20 protein-coding genes are annotated in these 21,067 nt (G+C 59.8%); 5 read left to right on the top strand and 15 right to left on the bottom strand.

Annotated elements, in window-relative coordinates; translation table 11 throughout:
* Positions 1-6: 6 nt before the first annotated feature.
* The 3 genes from ACZCWR_RS18430 to ACZCWR_RS18420 all read right to left on the bottom strand — a co-directional run bounded on the left by ACZCWR_RS18430 (position 7) and on the right by ACZCWR_RS18420 (position 1,429).
* The gene (locus ACZCWR_RS18430) at positions 7-282 is read right to left on the bottom strand and encodes a hypothetical protein (RefSeq protein ID WP_487304422.1); all 276 of its coding nucleotides are present in this window, start codon (positions 280-282) and stop codon (positions 7-9) included.
* 300 nt (positions 283-582) lie between these two features.
* The gene (locus tag ACZCWR_RS18425) at positions 583-1,005 is read right to left on the bottom strand and encodes a response regulator (RefSeq protein WP_487304741.1); all 423 of its coding nucleotides are present in this window, start codon (positions 1,003-1,005) and stop codon (positions 583-585) included.
* A 79-nt stretch (positions 1,006-1,084) separates the two neighbouring features.
* Complete coding sequence (locus ACZCWR_RS18420; RefSeq protein WP_487304421.1) at positions 1,085-1,429, bottom strand: hypothetical protein; 345 nt, start codon at positions 1,427-1,429, stop codon at positions 1,085-1,087.
* Positions 1,430-1,611: 182 nt separating this feature from the next.
* On the opposite strand from ACZCWR_RS18420, the gene ACZCWR_RS18415 reads away from it, so the two are divergent.
* Positions 1,612-2,634 (top strand): transporter, encoded by a 1,023-nt coding sequence (locus ACZCWR_RS18415; protein ID WP_487304420.1) that lies wholly within the window; start codon positions 1,612-1,614, stop codon positions 2,632-2,634.
* A gap of 7 nt (positions 2,635-2,641) precedes the next feature.
* Here ACZCWR_RS18415 and ACZCWR_RS18410 read toward each other — a convergent pair whose 3' ends face one another.
* Complete coding sequence (locus tag ACZCWR_RS18410) at positions 2,642-3,109, bottom strand: nuclear transport factor 2 family protein (RefSeq protein ID WP_487304419.1); 468 nt, start codon at positions 3,107-3,109, stop codon at positions 2,642-2,644.
* A gap of 100 nt (positions 3,110-3,209) precedes the next feature.
* On the opposite strand from ACZCWR_RS18410, the gene ACZCWR_RS18405 reads away from it, so the two are divergent.
* On the top strand, positions 3,210-3,776 hold the full coding sequence (locus ACZCWR_RS18405) for a TetR/AcrR family transcriptional regulator (RefSeq protein WP_487304418.1): 567 nt from the start codon (positions 3,210-3,212) through the stop codon (positions 3,774-3,776).
* A 9-nt stretch (positions 3,777-3,785) separates the two neighbouring features.
* Here the strand turns inward: ACZCWR_RS18405 and ACZCWR_RS18400 are convergent, their stop codons facing one another.
* From ACZCWR_RS18400 to ACZCWR_RS18355, 10 genes are all read right to left on the bottom strand, one after another.
* Entirely contained in the window at positions 3,786-5,114 is a 1,329-nt protein-coding gene (locus ACZCWR_RS18400; protein WP_487304417.1) for a TolC family outer membrane protein, read from the bottom strand.
* Positions 5,107-7,224 (bottom strand): peptidase domain-containing ABC transporter, encoded by a 2,118-nt coding sequence (locus ACZCWR_RS18395; RefSeq protein ID WP_487304416.1) that lies wholly within the window; start codon positions 7,222-7,224, stop codon positions 5,107-5,109. Before ACZCWR_RS18395 ends, ACZCWR_RS18400 begins: the two co-directional genes overlap by 8 nt.
* Positions 7,225-7,226: 2 nt before the next feature.
* Positions 7,227-8,465: an HlyD family secretion protein gene (locus tag ACZCWR_RS18390; protein ID WP_487304415.1), complete on the bottom strand. Its 1,239-nt coding sequence runs from the start codon at positions 8,463-8,465 to the stop codon at positions 7,227-7,229.
* 69 nt (positions 8,466-8,534) lie between these two features.
* A complete protein-coding gene (locus tag ACZCWR_RS18385; protein WP_488876494.1) occupies positions 8,535-9,362 on the bottom strand; it encodes a lysophospholipid acyltransferase family protein in 828 nt (275 codons plus the stop codon).
* 1,122 nt (positions 9,363-10,484) lie between these two features.
* Entirely contained in the window at positions 10,485-11,012 is a 528-nt protein-coding gene (locus ACZCWR_RS18380) for a fimbrial protein (protein WP_487304413.1), read from the bottom strand.
* A gap of 107 nt (positions 11,013-11,119) precedes the next feature.
* Positions 11,120-12,247 (bottom strand): fimbrial protein, encoded by a 1,128-nt coding sequence (locus ACZCWR_RS18375; protein ID WP_487304412.1) that lies wholly within the window; start codon positions 12,245-12,247, stop codon positions 11,120-11,122.
* Entirely contained in the window at positions 12,244-14,853 is a 2,610-nt protein-coding gene (locus ACZCWR_RS18370) for a fimbria/pilus outer membrane usher protein (protein WP_487304411.1), read from the bottom strand. The genes ACZCWR_RS18375 and ACZCWR_RS18370 overlap by 4 nt, the downstream gene beginning before the upstream one ends.
* A gap of 143 nt (positions 14,854-14,996) precedes the next feature.
* Positions 14,997-15,695, bottom strand: coding sequence for a fimbria/pilus periplasmic chaperone (locus ACZCWR_RS18365; protein ID WP_487304410.1), 699 nt, complete (start codon positions 15,693-15,695; stop codon positions 14,997-14,999).
* A 170-nt stretch (positions 15,696-15,865) separates the two neighbouring features.
* Positions 15,866-16,420: a fimbrial protein gene (locus tag ACZCWR_RS18360; protein ID WP_487304409.1), complete on the bottom strand. Its 555-nt coding sequence runs from the start codon at positions 16,418-16,420 to the stop codon at positions 15,866-15,868.
* A gap of 554 nt (positions 16,421-16,974) precedes the next feature.
* Complete coding sequence (locus tag ACZCWR_RS18355; RefSeq protein ID WP_487304408.1) at positions 16,975-17,100, bottom strand: hypothetical protein; 126 nt, start codon at positions 17,098-17,100, stop codon at positions 16,975-16,977.
* A gap of 1,093 nt (positions 17,101-18,193) precedes the next feature.
* Between ACZCWR_RS18355 and ACZCWR_RS18350 the strand changes: the two genes are divergently transcribed.
* A complete protein-coding gene (locus ACZCWR_RS18350) occupies positions 18,194-18,667 on the top strand; it encodes a DUF3331 domain-containing protein (RefSeq protein ID WP_487304407.1) in 474 nt (157 codons plus the stop codon).
* A gap of 54 nt (positions 18,668-18,721) precedes the next feature.
* On the opposite strand, the gene ACZCWR_RS18345 is transcribed toward ACZCWR_RS18350, so the two are convergent.
* Positions 18,722-19,336, bottom strand: a complete 615-nt coding sequence (locus ACZCWR_RS18345; protein ID WP_487304406.1) for an NAD(P)-dependent oxidoreductase — start codon at positions 19,334-19,336, stop codon at positions 18,722-18,724.
* Between the two features lie 443 nt (positions 19,337-19,779).
* Here ACZCWR_RS18345 and ACZCWR_RS18340 point away from each other — a divergent pair, with 443 nt between their 5' ends.
* Both ACZCWR_RS18340 and bcsD read left to right on the top strand, forming a co-directional pair.
* Complete coding sequence (locus ACZCWR_RS18340) at positions 19,780-19,977, top strand: hypothetical protein (protein ID WP_487304405.1); 198 nt, start codon at positions 19,780-19,782, stop codon at positions 19,975-19,977.
* 589 nt (positions 19,978-20,566) lie between these two features.
* Positions 20,567-21,022 carry a cellulose biosynthesis protein BcsD gene (gene bcsD, locus ACZCWR_RS18335; RefSeq protein WP_487304404.1) on the top strand — a complete coding sequence of 152 codons (456 nt, stop codon included), beginning with the start codon at positions 20,567-20,569 and terminating at the stop codon, positions 21,020-21,022.
* Positions 21,023-21,067: the final 45 nt, after the last annotated feature.

Genomic DNA, 21,067 nt, shown 5'->3' with positions numbered 1-21,067 from the left:
GAAGACTTACTGGCCGAAGAAGACCGATTGCGAGTTGTTGTCGCCTTGAGCGCGGTTGCCCGACTTGGCCAGCGTGTCACGCGAGCCGCCGTAGGATTGCGCATCCGTGCCGTTGGCGTGTTCTTCAGCGGCGATGGCTTGCGCGCTCGGGCCTTGTTGCGACGTCGGCGAGCCGACAGCCGGACGGTAGAACGGAGCCGGACCGTAGCCGCTGGCGAAAGCGGGAGCGGCGAGCGTGGCGGAAGCGGCGATCAACAGGGTAGCGATAAGGTTGCGTTTCATGGTGTGCTCCAAAGACGGTTGACGTTCAATCAGGAAGCGCCGCAGCGGTCGTTGCGAGAAATCTGGCTGCTACGTCGATGAAATGCAGTGTATACCCCTACTATCATTCTTTTATCTCGATATATTTCAATTCACTTTTCGCTGTCTGCCAACAATAGCTGGCCGCACGATCGGGCGTTTTAGTGAAAAGCCTTATCTGACAGGGGATTGCGCGTTTTGCGATGCAACACGACGCGAACGGTCGTTCTGCGGGGGCAGAACAATTATTTATGGCACGCGCGTACGTTTTGGGTGGTTTTCTCAGTGCGTCTGCACGAGATGCCCGATCAGGCAGACGAGCGCGGCGGGCGGATTGCCCTTCTGGCAGTAGCCATCGAAACCGGCAGTCAGTCCTCGCGTGCGCACGAACGCTTCTTCGAGCGCCGTAAACGCGATGATCCCCGCATCGCGCGTATGGGCGATTCGCCGCAACACACGCGCCGTCGCGAAGCCGTCATGCTCCGGCATGCTGATATCGAGAATGACGATGTGCGGGCTCCAATGATCGACCGCATGCAGCGCGTCCACACCGGACAGCGCGACACGAGCATCGAAACCATCGGCGGTGAGCGCCGCCGCGAGTGCTTCGGCGCTATAGGCGTTGTCGTCGACGACGAGAATTCGCCATTGTTGCTGATCGACATAGACACTGCGGTTCGTCCACAGCGTGCAATCGAAATTCATATTCGGGAGAAAGACGTGGACGGGTTCATTCAAGACCGAGCCAGCACGTTTCGCGCCCGCCGAAGTTTTGTCGATACGTTCAGCCCTCGGTTTCCTTCTTCGCCTTCCGACGCTTGACTGGTGCTTCCTCGGTATCGCGCAGGCGCGCGTTCGCTTCCACCAGCAAAGCCGCGCCGCCCTGCCGCACGGCGATATCGAGTTCGCCGATGGCGTGGACGAGCGCGTCCTGCTCATCCTCGCTCAACGCGATGCGGCCATGTTCGGCCACGCGCTTCGCTTCCTTGTCGAGCCGCTTGAGCAGCTTCGCGCCGAAGCGCGTGTCCAGCGCGCCTTCGCGCACCATGCCGGCCATGACCGACGCCAGCCGCATCAGACCTGCGGCGGTGGTGAGTGTCGTGCCGTCGATGTCTTCCTGCTCGTCCACTGCGTTCTCCCCTTGGCTTTTACGACGCGGCGACCGGCTTGCGTCGAGTCATGATACGCCGACAATATGACAGCGATGCTCGCTTTCGTTTCGCTTTTAACACGCGCGCAGGCTTACATTGGTCGGCCCATCCGGGACAAAATGACGGAATCGCCGCCGCCAAAAACGAATCCAAAGCCCGCATGAATCCTGTCACTTTGCAAAAAGCGCCCTACGGCTCCGACTTTACCGGTCTCGTCTGCGGCTTCCTGTTCCGTGTCGATCAGCCCGGCGAACCGATCGATTCCGATGCCGCGAGCGCCTGGCTCGCGCGCGACGACACGGCGAAGGAATTCGTCTGGCTGCACTTCGATCTGGCCAACAGCGCCTGCGAACGCTGGATGCGTGCGCGGCTCGGCCTGCCCGATGCCTTCTTCGACACGCTGCACGAAGGCTCGCATTCCACGCGCATCGAGCATCAGGAAGGCGCGCTGTTTGCCGTCATCAACGACGTGATGTTCAACTTCGAGCTGACGCCCTCGGAAATCGCAACCTTGTGGGTCTATACGCACCAGAAGATTCTGGTGACCGCGCGCATGAAGCCGCTGCGTTCGGTGGACTCGCTGCGCGAGTCGGTCAGGCGCGGCGAAACGTTCCGCTCGCCTGCCGAGTTGCTGTCGCACCTGCTGCGCGATCAGGCCGACTTGCTCGTGCAGATCGTGCGGCGCACGGCGGTGGAAGTGGACGGCATCGAAGATCGTTTTTTGTCGATGCACACCCCCACCAGCCGCTCCGAACTAGGCGCGATGCGCCGCGTGATCGTGCGTCTGCAACGGCTGCTCGCGCCCGAACCGGCGTCGGTGTTTCGTCTGCTCGCGCGGCCGCCGCGCTGGCTGCATTCGCAGGACATTCAGGACATGCGCGACGCCACCGAAGAGTTTTCGCTCGTGCTCAACGATCTTGCTGGACTTGTCGAGCGCATCAAACTTTTGCAGGAAGAAATCGCGACGCGCATGGACGAGCAAAGCAACCGCACGCTGTTCACGCTCACGCTGGTGACTGTGCTCGCGTTGCCGATCAATATCGTCGCGGGCTTCTTCGGCATGAACGTGGGCGGCATTCCGCTCGCGGAAAATCACCACGGCTTCTGGCTGCTGGTGGCGATCGTCGCGACCTTCACGTTTCTCGCGGGATGGTGGGCGTTCCGCCGACGCCGCGACATGTAGCCGTAGCTCAGAAGCCGAGCGCGCTCAAACCCGGATGGTCGTCCGGGCGGCGGCCCAGCGGCCAGTGATATTTGCGGTCCGCCTCCTTGATCGGCAGATCGTTAATGCTCGCGTGCCGGTGCGTCATCAAACCGGCTTCGTTGAATTCCCAGTTCTCGTTGCCGTAGCTGCGAAACCAGTTGCCCGCGTCGTCGTGCCATTCATAGGCGAAACGCACGGCAATGCGGTTTCCCGTGAACGCCCACAATTCCTTGATGAGCCGATAGTCCAGTTCGCGCGTCCATTTGCGTTGCAAGAACGCTTCCACTTCCGCGCGACCCGTCACGAACTCGGCGCGATTGCGCCAGCGCGTGTCTTCGCTATAGGCGAGCGCGACGCGCTTGGGGTCGCGCGTGTTCCAGCCATCTTCGGCGAGACGCACTTTCTGGGCGGCGGTTTCGGCATCGAACGGCGGCAACGGCGGTCTGGTTTCCATGTGCGTCCTTTGACTTTGATGATGGTCGGCGTTGGTAGACAGATCTGTCTACCTTGGCCGACTCTAGCGCAAGTAGACAGACCTGTCTACAATCGATTGAATGAATACGCCTGAAATCCAGATATCGCCGGATGCGCGCATCTTGCAAACCGCGCACGATTTGTTCTACCGCGACGGCATACGTGCGACCGGCATCGATCGCGTGATCGCGGAATCCGGCGTGGCGAAGAAGACGTTTTACCGCTATTTCCCGAGCAAGGACGAACTCATCGTCGCGTTCCTGGAATATCGGCACGAGAACTGGATGAACTGGTTCCGCGATGCCCTCGCCCGTCATGGCAACACGTTGAGCGCGCTCGTTCCGGCGCTGGCCGAATGGTTCGGCGGCGAAAGCTATCGCGGATGCGCGTTCATCAATTCGGTGGTGGAAGTGGGCGGCGCCTTGCCGCAGGCCGTGGAGATTTCGCGCCGACACAAGCGCGATATGACGACTGCCATTCGTGCGCTGATGCCCGCGTCACGCACCGCGAAAGCCGACGCGCAGGCTTTGGCCATTGCAGTGGACGGCGCCATAGTCGCAGCGCAATTCGCGGACTCGCCCGCCGATGCGTTGAAGGCGCTCGCCCGCGTGGTGCGGGCGATCCGAAAATCGACGAGCCGCGAATGATCGATGCGATCAGCGCGTGTTTGCGCTGCCCGACGACACCAGCAGCGCATTGGCCTGCGCAATATCGTCGATGGTGAGCGAGGCCGCATCCGCCTTCAATTGCAGCAGCGCGACGATGGCATCGTAACGCGCGCTCTGCAAATCGCGACGCGTGGAGTAGAACGTGTCGATGGCGCGCAGCACGTCCACCTGCGTCCGGCTGCCGACCTTGAAACCCTTCTGCGTGGCATCCAGCGCGTCGTCTGCTGTCGAGACCAATTGCTTGAGCGAGCCCGCACGCACGCGTGCTTTCAGGTAACGCGCGTAGTTCTGGCGCGCGTCGCCTTCCGCTTTCTGCGCCGCAGTTTCGTAGGTCTGTTCCGCCTTGTCTTCGAGCGCGAGCGATTGCCTGAGACGCGCCTGAATCTCGCCGCCGGAGAATAACGGAATCATGACCTGCAACATACCGGTGGTGGTCGTGGTCGGACGCGAATAGCCGGACGCCGCGCCCGCGGGCGTATAGCTTCCCGTCACCGAAACAACGGGATAGTGCGCCGCCCTCGCCTTCTTCGAATCCATCTTGGCGATTTCCCAGTCGAGCTGCTTCGACTGGACATGGTAGCCGCTCGCGCGCGCCTGATCGGCCCAGACATCTGGATTCTCGGGCACGACGCGCGGCACTTCCGCACTGCCTGCGAGCGTGGCCAACGAGGCGAACGGCTGGCCGCTCACGAGCTGCACTGCACGGCGTTTGATGGTCAGATCCTGCTGCGCATCCATTTGCTGAATCTGCGCCTGATCGTGCGCGAGCGCGACATCACGCTCGTCGATCAACGTGGCTTCGCCCGCCGCGCGTTTCTTGCGCACTTGCTCGCGTTGCACATCGACGGCGGCGAGATAGTCGGTCGCGCGGCGCAGTTCGTCCTCGGCGGCGAGTTCATCGAAATAGACCTGCACGGCGCGCAGGGTCGCGTCCTGCTGCGCGCCGGCCAGTTGCACCGTGCCTTGCGCCGCGACATAGTCGGCCTGCTGATACGCCACCCACTTGCTCCAGTCGAACAGCGGCTGCGAAACCTGCACAGTCCAGCCATTCTGCCAGTAGCTCTGCTTGGGAAAGCCCTCCATCTTGATTTCGTTGTACGCCCGGCCCCAGCCGCCCGCGATCTGCGGCAACAGCCCCGCGCGCGCAATGGGAATGGCCTGCTTCGCGGCTTTGAATCCCGCGCGCGCCTGCCCGACCTGAGCGTCGTAATCGACCGTGCGCTGAACCACCGTCAGCAAATCCTCGGCGCGTGCGCGGGAAGCCACGGTTGCCGCGGCGGCAGCGAGCACGAGGACATGAAGGCTTCGCTTACGCATGAACCGCAGCCTCCGCGCCCGGCGCTTCGGCATCGTCCGCGCGCACGAGACCACCGTCGGTGAAGCGATAACGCACATCGAACGTGGACGCCAGCGCCATATCGTGCGTGATGACCAAGACCGTGCGATCGAGCCTGCGCAGCAGTTCGCCCACATGACGCACGGAAACCGGATCGAGATTCGATGTGGGTTCGTCGAGCATCAGCACTTCGCGGTTCTGATACAGCGCGCGCGCCAGCAGCAGCCGTTGCCGCTGTCCCGCCGAGATATTCGCGATGGTGTCGCTGATGACAGTGCGCGTGCGCATGGGCAAACGCATGATGTCGTCGAGCAGACCGACATCGGCCAGCAGCGCGTGAATGCGATCCTCGTCGGGATTGCCGGAAAACAGCGACACGTTATCCGCGATGGAACCGTGCAGAATGATGTCGCCCTGCCGCATATGCGCCATGTGGCGGCGGATTTCATCGACGGCAAGATTCGGCCACGCGATGCCGTTGAGCGCCATGTGCCCCTGCTGAAGCGGCTCGGCCGCGCTGAGCAGCTTGAACAACGTGGACTTGCCGCTGCCCGACGGGCCGGTGATCACCACCTTGTCGCCCTTCGCGATATCGAAGCTCAGATTGCGCAGGACGGCTTCGTCCGATATGCCGTAGTTGAAAGTCACATCCCGCACTTCGATACGCTTGAAATCGCGCACTTCGGTGGCCTTCTGGCTGTCGATCATGGGCGTGTAGCGCTCGGACTTCGCTTCCACGATATCGTCCACGCGCGCCACCGGCACGCTCAGCATGAAATACTGGAACGTCGTGTTGATGACGCTCGCGAAGCGTTCCGTCATCAGCGACTTGTAGATCAGGAACGAATAGAACACGCCGACCGACACCACGCCGCCCAGCATGAGCTTCGCGGACATCCAGGTCACGATGATCGTATCGGCGTACTGAATTAGCTTGAGCAGACCATCGCGCGTGCAGGACAGCCGCCCTTGCCGCAGCAGCGCGGAAGCGTAGGCCTTGTAGATCGTCATGTAGATGGCGGTGCGGCGCGTCTCCCCCTGCGCGAGCTTGAGCAGCGATGCCGCGCGGACCGTTTCGATCAACGAATCGTCGCAGCGCGCGGAGGTTTCCATCACCAGCGCGCGGTTGTCGCGCATGGCCGGAAACATGGCGAGCGCCAGCAGCACATAGACGGCGAACACGCCGAGCGCGATCGCCGTGAGCTTGCCGCTTTGGATCGTCATGAGCACGAGCGCGAGCGCGCCCACGGCTGCATCCACGCAAAATGTAATCGATGTGCGCGTGGCGAAGGTGCTCACTTCGTCCTGCGCCTTGACGCGCGCGAACACATCGCCGACATGCCGTTTCTCGAACCACGACATGGGATTGCGCAGCAGATGCCCGATGAGTCCTTCGGTGGTGTTGATCTGCACGAGGTTGTACAACAACTCGGTCAGATACTTCTGCACGAACTCGCTCAGCGCGCCCAACAGGAAGATGCTCGCGAAGGTCATCACGAGCACGTTGAGCAGATTGCGGTTGTCCGCGGCAACGACATAATCGAGCGTGAGATTGCCGAGATAAGGCGCGGCGAGAATGGCGAACTGGCTGCCCAGCGCCACGAACAGCACTTTGCCCAGTTGCGCGCGAATGTGCGGATTCAGCGCGCGCACGCGCTTGAGCGCCGCCGGCACGCGTGACTTCGCCTTGATGCGCGGCATCTCCGGCGTCGGCGCGAACTGCAGCAGGAAGCCGGACACGGCGCTGCGGAACGTTTCCATCGACACGCTGCGCCGTCCGGTGGCCGGATCGATCACGCTCACATGGCTCCGGCTTGCCTTTTCGAAGACGACGAAGTGCGAGCCGCCGAAATGCATGACCGAGCCTTTCTTGACCTGCGCGAGATCGGACGGATCGAAACGGTATGCCTCCACGGAAAGACCGAAATCGACCGCGACGTCGTACAGGTCCATCAAGGAAAGGCCGTTGGCCGATATCGGCTTGTAGGCCGACAATTCACGCACTTCCGTTGCCCGCCCAAGGTGCGACAACACCATGGCAAGGCAGGCATAGCCGCATTCCGCGACTTCGTTCTGATAGATGACCCGCACCGTCAGCCTCTCAACATTCTGAACAAAGGTGCAAGCACCCACTCTGCAATCGTTCTTCTTTCGACCACGATGCTCGCGGTCGCGCGCATGCCCGGAAGAATGGCGTAATGCTGGCCTTCGAAGTCGAAGGTATTGCCCTTCAACGTGGCCCAGGCGAGGTAGTCGCCGTCGCTATCTTTGCCGGCATCCGTTGTGTCGGGCTCGCCGCCGGTGCCGGGGTCGTTTTGCGCGGCGGGTGTGGTCGGCGGGCTCGCGGGCAGCACGGTCGTCGAAGAAATGGAATCGATGCGCGCCTCGTACGTGCCGAACTTGGCGTAGGGGAAGGCATCCAGCTTGAGCCGGACGATCTGCCCTTCGCGCACGAAGCCGCGACGCCGCGAGGGAATGCTCAGCGCCGCGCGCAACGGACCGTTGTTGTCCGTCGCGATGACGAGCGCGACGTCCGAAGGCGCGAGCATGCGGCCCGCGACCAGCGCCGAGAATGTCACTGTGCCTGCGTTCGGCGCGGACACGGTCGAGTCCAGCCGCGCCTGTTCGAAGCGCGCGCGGATGTCCTGAACATCGCGCGCGTGACGGGCGTCGAGTTCGCGCAACTGCGCGTCGAGGTCCGCCTGCGCGGTGCGTGACGAGCCGACATCGCCGGCAAGTTGCTGGCGGCGTGCCACGCCCTGCGCGACCGTCGCTTTACCTTGATGCACGTCCGCGCGCGCCTGCTCGACCTTGTCCGACGTCACGTATTCCGACACGGAATCGACACGCGTGAGCCGCTGCTGGTATTCATCCACGAGTTGACGGTTTTGCGCGATCTGATCGTCCAGCGCGCCAAGTTCCGCGCGACGGCTCGCTTCAGTCAGGCGCGCAGACTCGCGTTGCGCATCGAGTTGCGCGCGGCGTTCGGTGTATTGATCGTCGACCGAGCGGATTTGCTCATCGCGCATTTTTTCATCGAAGACCTGCTTTTGCAGGCCGTCGGTCGCCAGGGACAAATCGCGCTGGAGCTTGAAAAGCGGCGAGCCGGGAACGACCTTCTCGGACGGCTTCACGTAGATGGCGGAAACGAGCCCGCCCAGGCCGCGAATCTTCACTTCCGATGGCGACACGATCTCGCACGGCACGTCCTGCTTGAGTTCCATTGTGTGGACGAAGCCGAAGCCGACCGCGAATATCACGAACGCGGACGCGGCATAGGCGATCCATCGCCACGGCACGTCCTTGAATTGAGGTAACGGAGTTGGTTGCATGAAGTCAGGTTCTTGCGATGCACCCGCGACGCCTGCGACATTTCGACGGCAGGACGCGGCGCGAAGGCGTTATTTGGCCGCGGCGAACGCGTATAACGCGGGATGTCCGGCGCACGTGAACTGCGGGTAGTTATCCATTAGCGCGATCTGGATGCAGTCGGCCACGCGCTGAGGCGCATCGGCGTCAGCGAGCGGGATTTCGTCGAACAGCCGCGCTTCGAATCGCGCGCGGTCGTAACGCAGATAGAACGGCAGCAGCACCGCGCCGAATCCGCCGCCCATGCGGAACACGCCGTTATGGATGCGCGCGGGGCGACCCAGAATGGACACGCCGACCGTTTCCATAGGATACCGATGCATGGTGAACGGCGGTACGTCTGCGAACAGCACGGCGACACCGTCCCGCTTCAGCGCCCGCGCGACTCGCACGCCCAGGCCGCCGCGATTCGTGTCCCCATACGTATAGAGCACCTTGATGCCGGGGATGAGCGCGTTATCGTTGCCGTACTGATTTCTCGGCACGCCGGACACCACGGACATGGAACCCAGCCCCAGCAATTGGGCCACGCGTTCCACGATATAAATATTGGCGTACTGCGACACGTAATGAAACGGCGACAGGAACACTGGACGATTCGGCGCCTCGCGCCGGAGTTGCATCGTGCGATCCGCAAGCAGCCTGGCCACCGCGTCGAGATCGGGCCAAGCCTCGTTCTTGCGAATGGCGCGACCGAAGTAAATGCGTTGATCGATCAGCTTTTCCAGTTGCAACGACGCGCACATGCGGCCGACTTGGTCTTGCGGCAGCTTCAGCACATCCCGGCCGAATTCCGCGCGCGTCACACCCTGTGCTTTGCACGATGCGCTGAACAGCGCGCCCACGCGCCACCAGGCCAACGACAAAGGCGCCATGGCATGCGGTGGAATGCGGCCGATAATGGCTCGCCTGACGCGGAAGCGCGCAGTGGCAATCCATTTTTTTAACGGGAAACGAAACGGGGACATCGGAAGTTCTGGGGTGCTTATTTGGAAAGGAATTCGCAGAGATGAGTTCGCGCGACTCGATGCGCGCTATAAACAAGATCACAAGCCAACACAGAGAGGCGACCTTGCGGACGCCTCTCCTGGATTATCGCCATGCAGTCGCACGACGATTATCACACCCCCGCACGCTCAATCATCTGCGGCATGAAAGCGCGATTGGGAGACAATGGGTTCTTACGAACCGATCGTGACGTCAACCGTCGTGCTGGACGACGATTCCGAGCTGTTCTTGCCCGCACCACCAGCGATTTGCGATTGAACCAGAACTTCGCGAGCGATCTTTTGCATTTTTTATCCTTGAGATAAAGTTGAAAAACATACACCGGATTATCGAGATTCGATAATCCCGAGGTACGACATTACTGCGTAATGTTAATGACGACCGTGGTCGACGAAGAAGCTGAGCTGCTGCCCTTGCAGCAACCACCAGCGACTTCTGCCTTGATCAAATCCGTGCGAGCGATTTTTTGCATTTTATTTTTACCTCAAAAATTTTTTGGAAGAAAATCCGGTCGAATTCTTTTTGGGCTTACCTAAAAAGAACACCTGTTTGCACAAAGGTATATCAACCGGAAGTGAATAATAGGCTTCTCTATTTCATTAGGGAACTGCGAATATTCCTAATCCTATAGTGCCGTTGAAAAAATCGTTGTTTATATTGCTCAAGGCAACTTATCAAGTACATTAATTGCCAATTGGCAATTTAAAAATAAAAGAATGCCTCTATTTCGCGTCAAAACCCGGAAGCAAATAAAAAGCCACCGCTCCCGGTGGCTTTTCAACTTGAAAAGATGATTTATCTTACAAGTATATTATTACCGCCATCGTTGACGGTGATCTTGATATTCACATTAGTGCTCGACGTGGCATTACTCGAGCCTTTGGATGCACCGGCGGCAACATGGGCTGCACCCAGTTCACAACGTCCAATCTTCTTCACTGCAACTCCTTGAGTAAGAAAAAACCAGAATTTACTTAGTTATACGTAAAATTCACGGTGGCGACCGACGAAACGGTGCCGCCCGTCATTGTGCCCAACCGATAAAATTGCGCAACCATTGGAATGGTCATCGAACCGCTTGCATCGACAAGTCCGAGTTGCAGCGCACTGTTTAGTGCGAGCGCCGTTCCGGTCGTGTCTCCCACGTTCGTCGCGGAAAGCAATTGCACGCCGACTTGCTGCGCAGTTCCCGTGTTCTTCAGAACACTGTTGAGCGTGTCGGATGTTCCGTTCACCGTCATGGTGACGTGTGTTCCGTCGGCACAACTATTCAGCTTGATATCGAACGCCGTGCTGTTCAGCGTGCTTCCCACGGCGGAGAAGTCGGTGGTCTTCGCCGTGCCGAGCGGGATGGTTTGCGATTGCGAGTTCGGATCGACCGTGCAGGTAGGCAGGATGATCGTTCCGGTGAAGTTGAGTTGAGCGTCCGCAGCGAATGCGGAATGTGCGCTCAGCAATGTGGCGGTGGAAGCGATGGCGATGGCGAGCTTCAGGTTTTTCATTTCAAAGTGCTCCTTCTTGGGTGATAAAGACGAGGTCCCGGCGCATGCGGCCGGGCACCAGGCAATTCCTGGCAATTCCGGCAGTTCAGGCAGTTCCGCTGCCGGACCTACTGATAAAGGACGGTGAGTGTCATGGTTGCGTTGGCGTTGCCGGCCTGCAATGTTCCGGTGCGGTAGTAGCGCGCGGACATGTTCAAGGCATAGGCGCCTGCCTTCGTGCCGTCGAAGCCGCTCAACGTCTGGTAACTCTTGAGCGGAAAGACCGCGCCGGTGCTGTCATAAAGCTGTATGCCGACACCGCCCGCGCTCTGGCCACTATCCAGCGCTGCGACGTTGGCGAACCCTGGTGCGATGTCGTTGGACGGGTCGATACGGTATTGGATGTTATGGATCAACCCCGCCTGCGTGCCGGCAACCGCAGTCCCGCTCGGGCAGTTATTGAAATTGATGGTGAAGTTGCGCGACTTGTTCGGCGAGGGCCCCACGGCAGGCAAGTCTTGCGGCCAGTGCGGTCCCAGCGGGATATTCACATCCGGTGTCTGACAAGTCAGCACGGTTACGATCACCGGCGGGACGTTGAAATCGATCACGCCAGCGGTGGGATCCAGTCCGGCGGGAGGGAGGGTCTGAGTGATCCACGCGTAAGCCTGCGCGATCAGTCCGGAAACCGTTCCGGGCGTGATGTCGCCGGTCTTCACGAGCGCGACAAACAGCTGTCCGCCATTGTTGGTCGAGCTGATCCCGGTGTTCCCCTGTTGCCGGCCCAAATGCGGAAAGTCGACGGGACCGTACACAAAGCCGCTGTTGTTGATATAACCGCCCATCGCGATGCCCACGCCCGGCACGTTGGTCGGGTACACCGAGAAGGTGCCACCGGACGTGAACGGAACCGTGAAGCTCGTGGGTCCGGCCGCGGTGATGCCGGCCTTCTGGAACGCCGTGCCGGTATAGGTGCCACCCGTGACCGAGCACTTCCAATAGTTGCCAGACATCGGCGAGGAAGCCCAGCCTGTCAGCAACGAACCGTTCGGCAGATCGCGCGCCACGGCCACCGTGGCCGGCAGGCCGCTGATGGCGCTGACCGGCGAAAGCAGCGAGCAGGTCGCCGCGGCCCACGCGTGCCCCGTCCAAAAGGTCAGCGCCATCAGCGCCAGCAGCCACCGCGCAAGCACCAAAGAAAATCGGCTTGAAGAATTCATACGCATTACCTGTTGTGTAGTGACGTTCGCGCTCATTGGCAAACACCAAGATCGAGCGATGCAGGTGCGCCCTGCGCCTTCTTGTCGAACGCGGGCAACTGATAACGCACCGCGCAGCGCTGGTTCGGCGCGTCGCCCCATTTGACGTTGAGCGTGCCTGCATCGGCCTTCAGACCCGTGGCGATGATCCGGCTGCCCTGCGCCACCGTCCCCACGCTGTTGTTCGCTTCGTCGAGCACGCTGGCGCCGAACGGCAACGGGCTACCGTCCGCCTGCTTCAGACGCATGAGCGCGGAACGTCCCGTGTCCTCGGTATCGAACTTGATATCGACCACCGCGCCCGCGGTCGGCGCGGTCCGCTGCACGGTTGATTTCAGCGCGACGTTCATCGGCAAGCCCTTCGGATCGACTTCGATGTCGTTGGCCGAATACGGCTGGATGCCCGACACGATGGCGTGTCCCCACGGGTCGATCCGCAGCCCCGCGCCGTTGGTGACGCGCGCGCCGGCCGCATCCTTCGCGTCGACGATCGCGACGGTGTCGCTCATGTTCGGCGTGAACGCCACACCGCCGCGCCATGCCACCACGCCGCCGCTGACGCCCGCGCCGACCTGCGAGTAGTGATTGCCCGAGCTGCCGTTGAGCATGAGCTGCGCGACCGGCGACATATAACCGATGTTGCCGCCGCCGCTTCCCGTCGCGCTGCCGTTATGACCGCCATCGGAATACGTTCCGTTGATGCCGTACGTGAACGCGTTGTCGGCCCCGAGCGTGCCGGTGACGGACTGCTGGAACGTATTGCTGCCGTCCATCGAATCGTGCTGGTAGTTGGTCTGCGCACGCGGGGCGTGAGCGCCGAAGCCCAGCGGAATCGACACGCTCGCCATCACGCGGTTGTCCCAGCGGTTTGTGTTGACCACGAATTGCCGCATAAGCGATACACCGTAGGTCAACTGACGCCAGTTGTTGCTGTAACCCACCTGATACTGCGTGTCGCGGTTCGACTGGTTCCAGTACGAGGTGATCGAACCCACCGCGTAGATCGAACCGAAACGGCCATCCGAACCCAGGCTCTGGTTCAGCGTCAGTTGCAGGCGCGCCTTGGAACGCGGCGTCATTTCACTCGCCTGGCCGCGGTCGGTCAGTTGCCGCATCATCACGGCGTCCGGCAGGCTGTAGAAGCCGTTGGTCGAGTAGCGATAGGCCGCAATCGCCAGATTGGTGTTGGTCGGCTCGAACAAACGGCTATAGCTCAGCCGCACGCTCGCGCCGTTGTGCGCGCCGCCGATCTTGCTGCTCGCACTGGATTCCGTGAAGTCGATGCCGAACGCGCCGAGCTTCGTATTCAGCGCGGTGCCCACCATGCCGGCGAAATACATGTCGGCGCCAACAAAACCGCCGTACAGCGTCAGCAGGTTATTGATGCCGTGCTGCACCGTGAACTGCGACACGAACGGGTGAATGTCCACCGTCATGTCGCGGTACTGGCCGACCGTCGCGTTGTAACGCGTCACGCCCGGACGCAGCGCGTTCACCGCCGCCGCATACGGCACCGACGACACGTGCTGCGACCCGTCCGCCTCGGTGACGATGACATCCAGATTGCCGCCGTAGCCCGTGGGATACAGATCGGTGATCTCGAACGCACCCGGCGCGACCGTGGTTTCATAGATGATCGCGCCGTTCTGGCGGATCTGCACCTTCGCGTTACTGTTCGCGATGCCGCGCACGATCGGCGCATAGCCGCGCTGCGATTCGGGATACATGCGGTCATCGGTGCCGAGCGTGACGCCGCGCACGCCGTAGCTGTCGAACAGCGAGCCATCCGTGTAGATGTCGCCGATCGTCAACTGGCTCTTGATGTCCTTGAAGGCACGCTGCGCGTAAGTCGCGACGCTCTGATAGTGCTGACCGCCGATGTTGTCGTGCGTCAGGTTGCCCTGATAACGGAAACGCCACGGCCCCGCGTTGAGACCGCCCACCAGACCGAGATATTGCGAGTCGCTGTCCCTGCCCGCCGACGACGTGTGATACACGTTCGCGTTGTACTGCAGCGTGGCCGCAGGGATACCGTCGTCCCAGTATTTCGGGTCGACGTAACCGCGCGCGCGGGAACGCATGACGATCTGCGGAATGCTGATGTCGAGCCGCTGCTCGCCGCTGTCGAAAAACGCGGTGGCAGCGGGAATCAGTTCCGACACATCGATGCAACCACCCTCCGCCGATGCGAGTTTGTCCGCCGCCTCGGGCGACAGTTTGGTCCGATCGACACCCAGACGATCCAGCAGTTCGGCATTGAAGCAGACATGCAGCGTCTTCTTGTCGTCGCCGCTCTCGCGGATGTCGATATCGAGCTTGCCCGACCATGTCTGGTTGACGTAAGTGTCCGCGCGATACGTACCCGGCAGAATCTCCTGGCCTTTATTAAAGCGCGAAATGTCGATCTTGTCGGCACTGCCGGCATCGAGAAACCGATCGTTGAACTCGACCTCGGCAAACTGCTGCACGGCCGCCTGCGGTGCGGGCGTGTCGGCCCAGGCGTGGCCGGTGAAGCCCATCGCGGCGAAAGCCTGAAGCGAAACGACGCTGATTGGCCTGAGAGGAAAGCCGGATAAACCAGCGCTACGGCATTGCTTACTCATTTAGGTTTCCGAAACGTACGGCATGGGAAGGCGAGCGCGGCAAGACGCGCGGCTTGCGCACCCGCATTCCGAAGTCATCGCCCGGGGAAAACGGACGCTATGTGTGAATCAGGGAATTGAGAATTCCGGCGATCGCGGCGATGTCACGGTGTCAGGCGTGCGTCGCCGGTTTGCGGGCCACCGTAATCGTTGATCGCGGTATAGCCGACCTTGGCATCGGCGCCGGGAAGCGTGCCGGCGAGCGGGAACGTCTTCGACTCGCCCGGCGGCACCATGCCGCCGCGATCGTAGGCGGCGCTCAGCTTGCCGTTGGTCACTTCGACGCGATCGAACGAGACGAAGTATTGCGACGGGTTGTCGGCTACGAGCATATTCGACGCGCCGTCGTGTTTCAGATGCCACACGATCTTGTCGGCAGCGTCCGTTGCCTGCCCTTTCAGGCCCGACGGCCGGAAAAAGAACTTGATGCGGGTCCGGAAAGCCAGTTGCAACTGATTGGCGGAGGCCTCGTCGCCTGTCGGCTTGGGCGGGACCTCGAGCACGTTGAGATAGAAGATCGATTCTTTATCGGCGGGCAGCGAAGGATCCCCGGCGAACATGATGCGCAAAGTCTGCGACTTCGTCGGATCGATCCGCATCATCGGCGGCGTGATGGTGAACGGCACGTCGATCGTGTCGGGTTTCGCGTCCGGGTCGCCACGGTCGAGCCAGACTTTGACGAGTCCCGGCAGCTTGCCGTTGTTCGTCAGCCTGACGGTCACTTCCGAGTCGGATTGGTTGTACACCACGCGCGTGCCCGCGATCACGACCGAAGCGCGCGACTGGGCGACGAACCCCAGCATCGTGACGCCGAATGTCACGAGAATTAGCAGTCTGTTTGCCAGTTTCATAGTTGAGGAAGAGAAGCCCGGACCGAGCGAATACTTGAAAAGCGGCGGGCTCGCGAAAGAGCCCGCTCCGTGCCCGCGCGGATCTCCGCAGCCGGGAGATCCGCGCGCATCGCGCGATACCGTTACTGGTAGTCGATGCTGTAGACCACGGACGAATTGGCCGCGCCTGCCGTGGTCGCGCCTTCCGCGTAATACTGCACGTTGTAGTACAGCGTGGCCGCGCCGGACGCGATGCTGGTCGATGCCGAGCCCTGCAGTTCGCGCGAGAAGCCCGCCTTGATCGCCGACATGTCCTGGTTGAGCAGCTGGAGCTTGACGTTGGTCGCGCCACCGTCGTCGACCTTCAACATACCGTCGGAGAGATCGGTGGTCAGACCCGACTGGAAGAACGCCGCCGCCGTGCTCGTGCTCGTGACCGGCGAACACGCCGTCAGCGCGATATTGAATCCCGTGGTGCCTGCGGTGTCGCCCTTGGCGGTCAGGATGCTGGTCGAAACCGTCGGCAGCGTGACCGTGAAGTCCTTCGACGACGAGCCGTTGCCGTTGATCGTGCAAGTCGTGGCGGTCAGCGCGCCGTTGAAGGTGATCGTGCCGTCACCCACGCTCTGAGCGTGCGCGGCGGTTGCGGCGAAACCAAGGACTGCAGCGACAAGCGCCGAGATAACGGAAGTTTTCATGCAAGATGCTCCAGGCAAATATAGGGATAGTGGTGATTGCCTCGGGCGCTTCGTTTCAACCTTGAAGGTGTACGAAACCCGAGCGATACCGAATCGCGCCATTCCAGATCGATGCGGACCGTGCAAAACGCTTCAAGCGTGTAGAGCGTTTCACATTCGCTGCGTCGATTGATCAGCGAGCGAAATTATCCCTAGCCGAGATAAATTTATCTTGTGCAATATTCTGAATTTTTATCGCTTACGGTTTATTTTTTAAGTGCCTGCCCAAGGATTTTGAGTGCCACTCCAAGCATTCGTAAGTATATCCAGATCACAGGCAACTAAATTTTGAACAAGCGCAAAGAAAAGCCGCGAATAAAGCTTAAATGCTGCCTAGCGCGTTACGCAAGCAAAGACACAGCCGACAAAAATTAATAACTATTTTAAATGAAAAAGCGCGCACGGCGGAAAATCCGACGTGCGCGCTATGACTAAGCAGAAACGGCCGAGTCGTTTTTGCTAGTCTTTATCGCGGGATTACACGTGCTTTGAAGCTCGAAACCGTCGCAGCCAGATTAGTTGCCCGGCGGGGTCGTGATATCGATTGTCACCGACGTGTCCGTGCTGGAAGACGACGAGCCCTTGCCCGTGCCACCCGAAATTTGCGCTTGTGCCAATGCGTTGCGTTCGATCATTTGCATTTGAAATACCTCGATATGAATAACAGGCTTCAACCATTTGCTGAATGGCTGAAGCGGGTGATAGCATTCGCCTTAGGGCGCCTGCTGTTGTGCTTAAATCCGGATAGACTTAATTCGACGGAATATCAACCGTGACCGAAGTGGTCGAATCAGCCGACGACGAGCCTTTGCCCGAGCCACCAGCGATTTGTGCTGCTACGAGTGCGTTGCGTTGAATCTTTTGCATGACAATTCCTAATAAAAATTAACCGAACGAAGCAATGTTTAAATCGCATGACCACCGACTAGTATAGCGATCCGGCGGAGATCAACATCGATTCGTTAGAAAAGATTCTAGCCACGGCGTTGAATTAAATCATGGTTAATATTCTTAATTTTTCATCGTGAAAATGAAATTCTCGGGTAAATTAAATGCCTCGCCAGATATTTAGATATCTAACGACAATAAAATATTTTATTTAGTTGCCGCTTGTCAGTATTTATATCGATTTAACTCAAGTTGACGGTGACAATCCAGCCAACCGTGGCCCTTAACGAAATTCGATTTGCCCTTATCGCCAGAAAGCCAACGCGGTCTGAGGGCACCGTCGTGGACCGGCTCGAAAGCGCGCGGCACGGCGTTCCGAGTGGGTTCTCAAGTCCAGCGCGCTGTGTGGTTTTGTGCCATCGAACAAAATTGCCGTATTGTTCGAACTGGACGAACAAGGGCTACCCCGTGGTTTGATTGCTCTTGCCGCGTGCCGGTCCGAGCTCATCTGCGATGCAGGAGCAAAGCCACGCCCACCGGGCCGCCGAGCGTCGCGGGTTTCATTGCAACGGCAAACGTTAGCACGCCCTCTGCACACGAAAGGCACTTGTCAGATAGTCAGGTCGCCGTCATATGACGGCAGGTCTGAACGGTCAGCGCGAGACCGAGCCAACCCTTACCAGGCAAGGCTTCGCGTGGGGCCTCCAGTCGAACGGGCAAGCTGCGCGATGTAATTCGCCGCGCGATTATTCGCGGGAACGGGACAGTGTTTTCACCGATGCAGTATTTATCGGAATATGCTTAACAGGGTACGTTCTAGGTCGAGTCAAAGCCTGGAACCATGCCATGACAGCTTTTTCGAAATTAGCGGACCCGTGGTCACAAACCGTCCATCAGTTGGAGACGGTTCCCAAGGACACCGTTCGCGTCGCCCCGTCACAAAAAACTGCACGTGCTGAAAGCGATTTTCTCGAACAACTCACGCGTGATTGGTATCGCGCGCATCCGCATCCGCGGCCGGCAAATGATCGTCTGCCTTTTCCCGAAGCGGTCGTTCGCGTGATCGAGCGCCCGAGCAGCGCAACGGCCCTCGTTTATTGGTCGGACCCTGGCACCTGCCATTATGGATATCAGGGCTGGCGCGCCACCACTGCGACATCGGAAGGGATTTGTTCGTTATCGGGCATGCCGATTCATCGAGGCGATCAGGTATATCGTCCGTCGCAACGTGATCCCAAACCACAAAATGCATCGGCGATGATCCTCGCCGCCGCCATGCCGAAAAGCGACGAAGAAGTCGAAGTCGATTTTCATGGCTGATACAAACGAACACGGCGGCACGCAATCATGCCGCCGCGTTCGTTTGAAGACGTCTCAATATCCAACCGTGAAGCGCTGTTTGATATGCGCGCCGTTTTCGAACTCATCGAGAAAGGCGATGGCGTAATCGTCGAACGAAATCCAGCTTCGCCCGCTTCGATCGATCAATAGCTCGTCCACGCCCAGCCTGAAAATTCGCGTGCGCGGTCCGCTCACGAATTCCGCCGATGGCGAAACGTAAGTCCAGTCCAGACCGCGTTCACGTCTCAATGCATCGAGAAACGCGGCGGCTGCGGTGGCTTCCGGCTTGTATGCGTCGGGAAAACCCGGTTGATCGAGCACGCGCTGTCCGGGCGAGGCGTAAAGACTTCCCGCGCCACCTACGACCAGCAACCGCGTGACGTCGGCGCGCTTCACCGGCCCGACAATCGCGCTCTCGGGAACGCCCGCGAAGCGCATGGCGCTGAACACTGCATCGTGTCCCGTGAGCGTTTCGGCGAGGGCGCTGGCGTCGAGCGCATCGACTAGTCGGGGCGTAACGCCAGGCCGCGCCTGTACCTTCGATGTATCGCGCGCGAGCGCCGTGACGGTGTGCCCACGCCGCAACGCCTCCTCCAGTAGCCGGCTGCCGACATTGCCCGTCGCACCGATGATCGCGATATTGCTCATTCGTCATTTCTCCTTGTTTGGCCAGTTGCGGGGCTTGGGAGAAGCCGGCGCAAGGCGGTCGATCACGCGAACAAACACGCGCCTATCTGGCCTCTTATCAAACGTCTATTCCGATGCCGGAGCACGGTGGAGAAAGCTTTGCTTTGTCCGACCATTCCTTCATGCAGGTCACAACCCTGATTTCAGGCAATAACCGCGCCGGTTATCGATGCGCCAGACAATACCGACACGCGGCCGTCATAATCCAGAAGCGCGTTTGAATGCCGCCGACGCCATTAAACTGGAAGGCCCCGCGCTCTCTGGAAGCACCCGGCGACGGCGAATCCCGGCGCGCCGGCCGTGGCCGCTTCAAGACGAGACCACCAGAAACGCAGTCGTCAACTTGTCATGACAATTGAGGTATATTGCACTTCCTCGCCGCTCCATTTCCGGAGGAGTTAATCGTGAAGAATCCGCAATTGCAGGGTGCCATCGAAGGACGCGACAACCCGGCAGGCGAAAACGCCTATCAGCCATTGCCGGTCGACGCCAAGCCGCTCGAGTCCGCCGAAGAACCCGGCTACATCGATTCGCTCGACATTCCGCTCGACTACGGCATCGTCATGGATGCCGTGCGGGATGCGGTTCGCGCCAATCAATAAGCGCGATCTGTTCCAATGAAGAAGCGCCCCGACCGGGGCGCTTTTTTTTCGCCCATACGTTTTGAAGTCAAAGCGGACGAATAACGGTGTCGGTCGCTTTTACCTTGTTAAAGCAATCGATTATCTGCTTGTTATCGGCACGAGGCATTAAATCAGACAATTGAAGGACACGCGTACGCAAAAAACAGACAAAAGGACATCGAAAAGTCAATCCGTATGATTAACATCCGGCATTTGTAGTTTCATAGCATTAACAAAATGGTACACTTCGCCCGCTTTGCGGCTAGAGGCTTACGGCACCGGGCAACGGCGGAACGGCAAACGAATGCTGTCGATCGTTCGTCCAACTAACCGGGCAGGTTGAATGCCCAAAGTGCAGCCTTTAAGCCACGTTACTCGGCGAATTCAATAAAAAAATTCGCTGATAACCTTTCTGCTGGCGAAAAAAAACCTGATGAAGTAACTTCAGACGTGTAATAGCGCCTGGACAAAGCACGCGAGTTCATGCTTAACGGCAACGAGTTTCTTCCGGTGTTTGACGTAAAAACGACCGATCGATCACGCTGTATGGTTTGACCTCTTAAAGACTATGGCCGCTATCTTCGATTACCTCTTCGATCGTCAGATTTCCAGACAGTGGCGCGGCCTGCTCGCCGCGCTCGCCGAGGAATTCGAGGCGCAAATCGGCCGCGCGGAACTCAGGCAACTCATGCATCGCGTCGGCGGCCGCTTCGCCGATGCGCGCCCGCTGCCGCCCTGCGCCTCCACCGCCGAACTCGCCGATGCCCTCAACGCCGTCTGGCGCGAGAGCGACTGGGGTTTCGTCGAACTGTCGGATGGGCACGACCATTTGAGCATCGTTCACTATTGCGCGCCGCTTCCCGCATTCGGCGAAAGCGCGCTCGCCTGGACGCCCGCGTTTCTCGAAGGCGCGTATCAGCGATGGCTGAGCGGCCTCGGCGCGCAAGGGCTGGCGGTCAGGCAAAACGGCGAATTCCGCGACGACACCGCCGTCGAATTCCGGCTCGCACGCAACACCGCGTAGAAAACGCTCAAGAATCAATTCGGCGCTGCCGTAGAGCACGCTTGG

Source organism: Caballeronia sp. A2-2 (assembly GCF_057612605.2).
Note: the sequence above shows the minus strand (reverse complement) of the source record. Positions and strands in the feature narration are given on the sequence as shown.

Bases quoted from the DNA above. Each gene is read 5' to 3' on its own strand.
- ACZCWR_RS18350 (WP_487304407.1), top strand. From the start codon at position 18,194: ATGACAGCTTTTTCGAAATTAGCGGACCCGTGGTCACAAACCGTCCAT.
- ACZCWR_RS18345 (WP_487304406.1), bottom strand. From the start codon at position 19,336: ATGAGCAATATCGCGATCATCGGTGCGACGGGCAATGTCGGCAGCCGG.
- ACZCWR_RS18380 (WP_487304413.1), bottom strand. From the start codon at position 11,012: ATGAAAAACCTGAAGCTCGCCATCGCCATCGCTTCCACCGCCACATTG.
- ACZCWR_RS18425 (WP_487304741.1), bottom strand. From the start codon at position 1,005: ATGAATTTCGATTGCACGCTGTGGACGAACCGCAGTGTCTATGTCGAT.
- ACZCWR_RS18410 (WP_487304419.1), bottom strand. From the start codon at position 3,109: ATGGAAACCAGACCGCCGTTGCCGCCGTTCGATGCCGAAACCGCCGCC.
- ACZCWR_RS18365 (WP_487304410.1), bottom strand. From the start codon at position 15,695: ATGCTGGGGTTCGTCGCCCAGTCGCGCGCTTCGGTCGTGATCGCGGGC.
- ACZCWR_RS18360 (WP_487304409.1), bottom strand. From the start codon at position 16,420: ATGAAAACTTCCGTTATCTCGGCGCTTGTCGCTGCAGTCCTTGGTTTC.
- ACZCWR_RS18390 (WP_487304415.1), bottom strand. From the start codon at position 8,465: ATGCAACCAACTCCGTTACCTCAATTCAAGGACGTGCCGTGGCGATGG.
- ACZCWR_RS18405 (WP_487304418.1), top strand. From the start codon at position 3,210: ATGAATACGCCTGAAATCCAGATATCGCCGGATGCGCGCATCTTGCAA.
- ACZCWR_RS18375 (WP_487304412.1), bottom strand. From the start codon at position 12,247: ATGAGCGCGAACGTCACTACACAACAGGTAATGCGTATGAATTCTTCA.
- ACZCWR_RS18430 (WP_487304422.1), bottom strand. From the start codon at position 282: ATGAAACGCAACCTTATCGCTACCCTGTTGATCGCCGCTTCCGCCACG.
- bcsD (WP_487304404.1), top strand. From the start codon at position 20,567: ATGGCCGCTATCTTCGATTACCTCTTCGATCGTCAGATTTCCAGACAG.
- ACZCWR_RS18370 (WP_487304411.1), bottom strand. From the start codon at position 14,853: ATGAGTAAGCAATGCCGTAGCGCTGGTTTATCCGGCTTTCCTCTCAGG.
- ACZCWR_RS18415 (WP_487304420.1), top strand. From the start codon at position 1,612: ATGAATCCTGTCACTTTGCAAAAAGCGCCCTACGGCTCCGACTTTACC.
- ACZCWR_RS18355 (WP_487304408.1), bottom strand. From the start codon at position 17,100: ATGCAAATGATCGAACGCAACGCATTGGCACAAGCGCAAATTTCGGGT.
- ACZCWR_RS18400 (WP_487304417.1), bottom strand. From the start codon at position 5,114: ATGCGTAAGCGAAGCCTTCATGTCCTCGTGCTCGCTGCCGCCGCGGCA.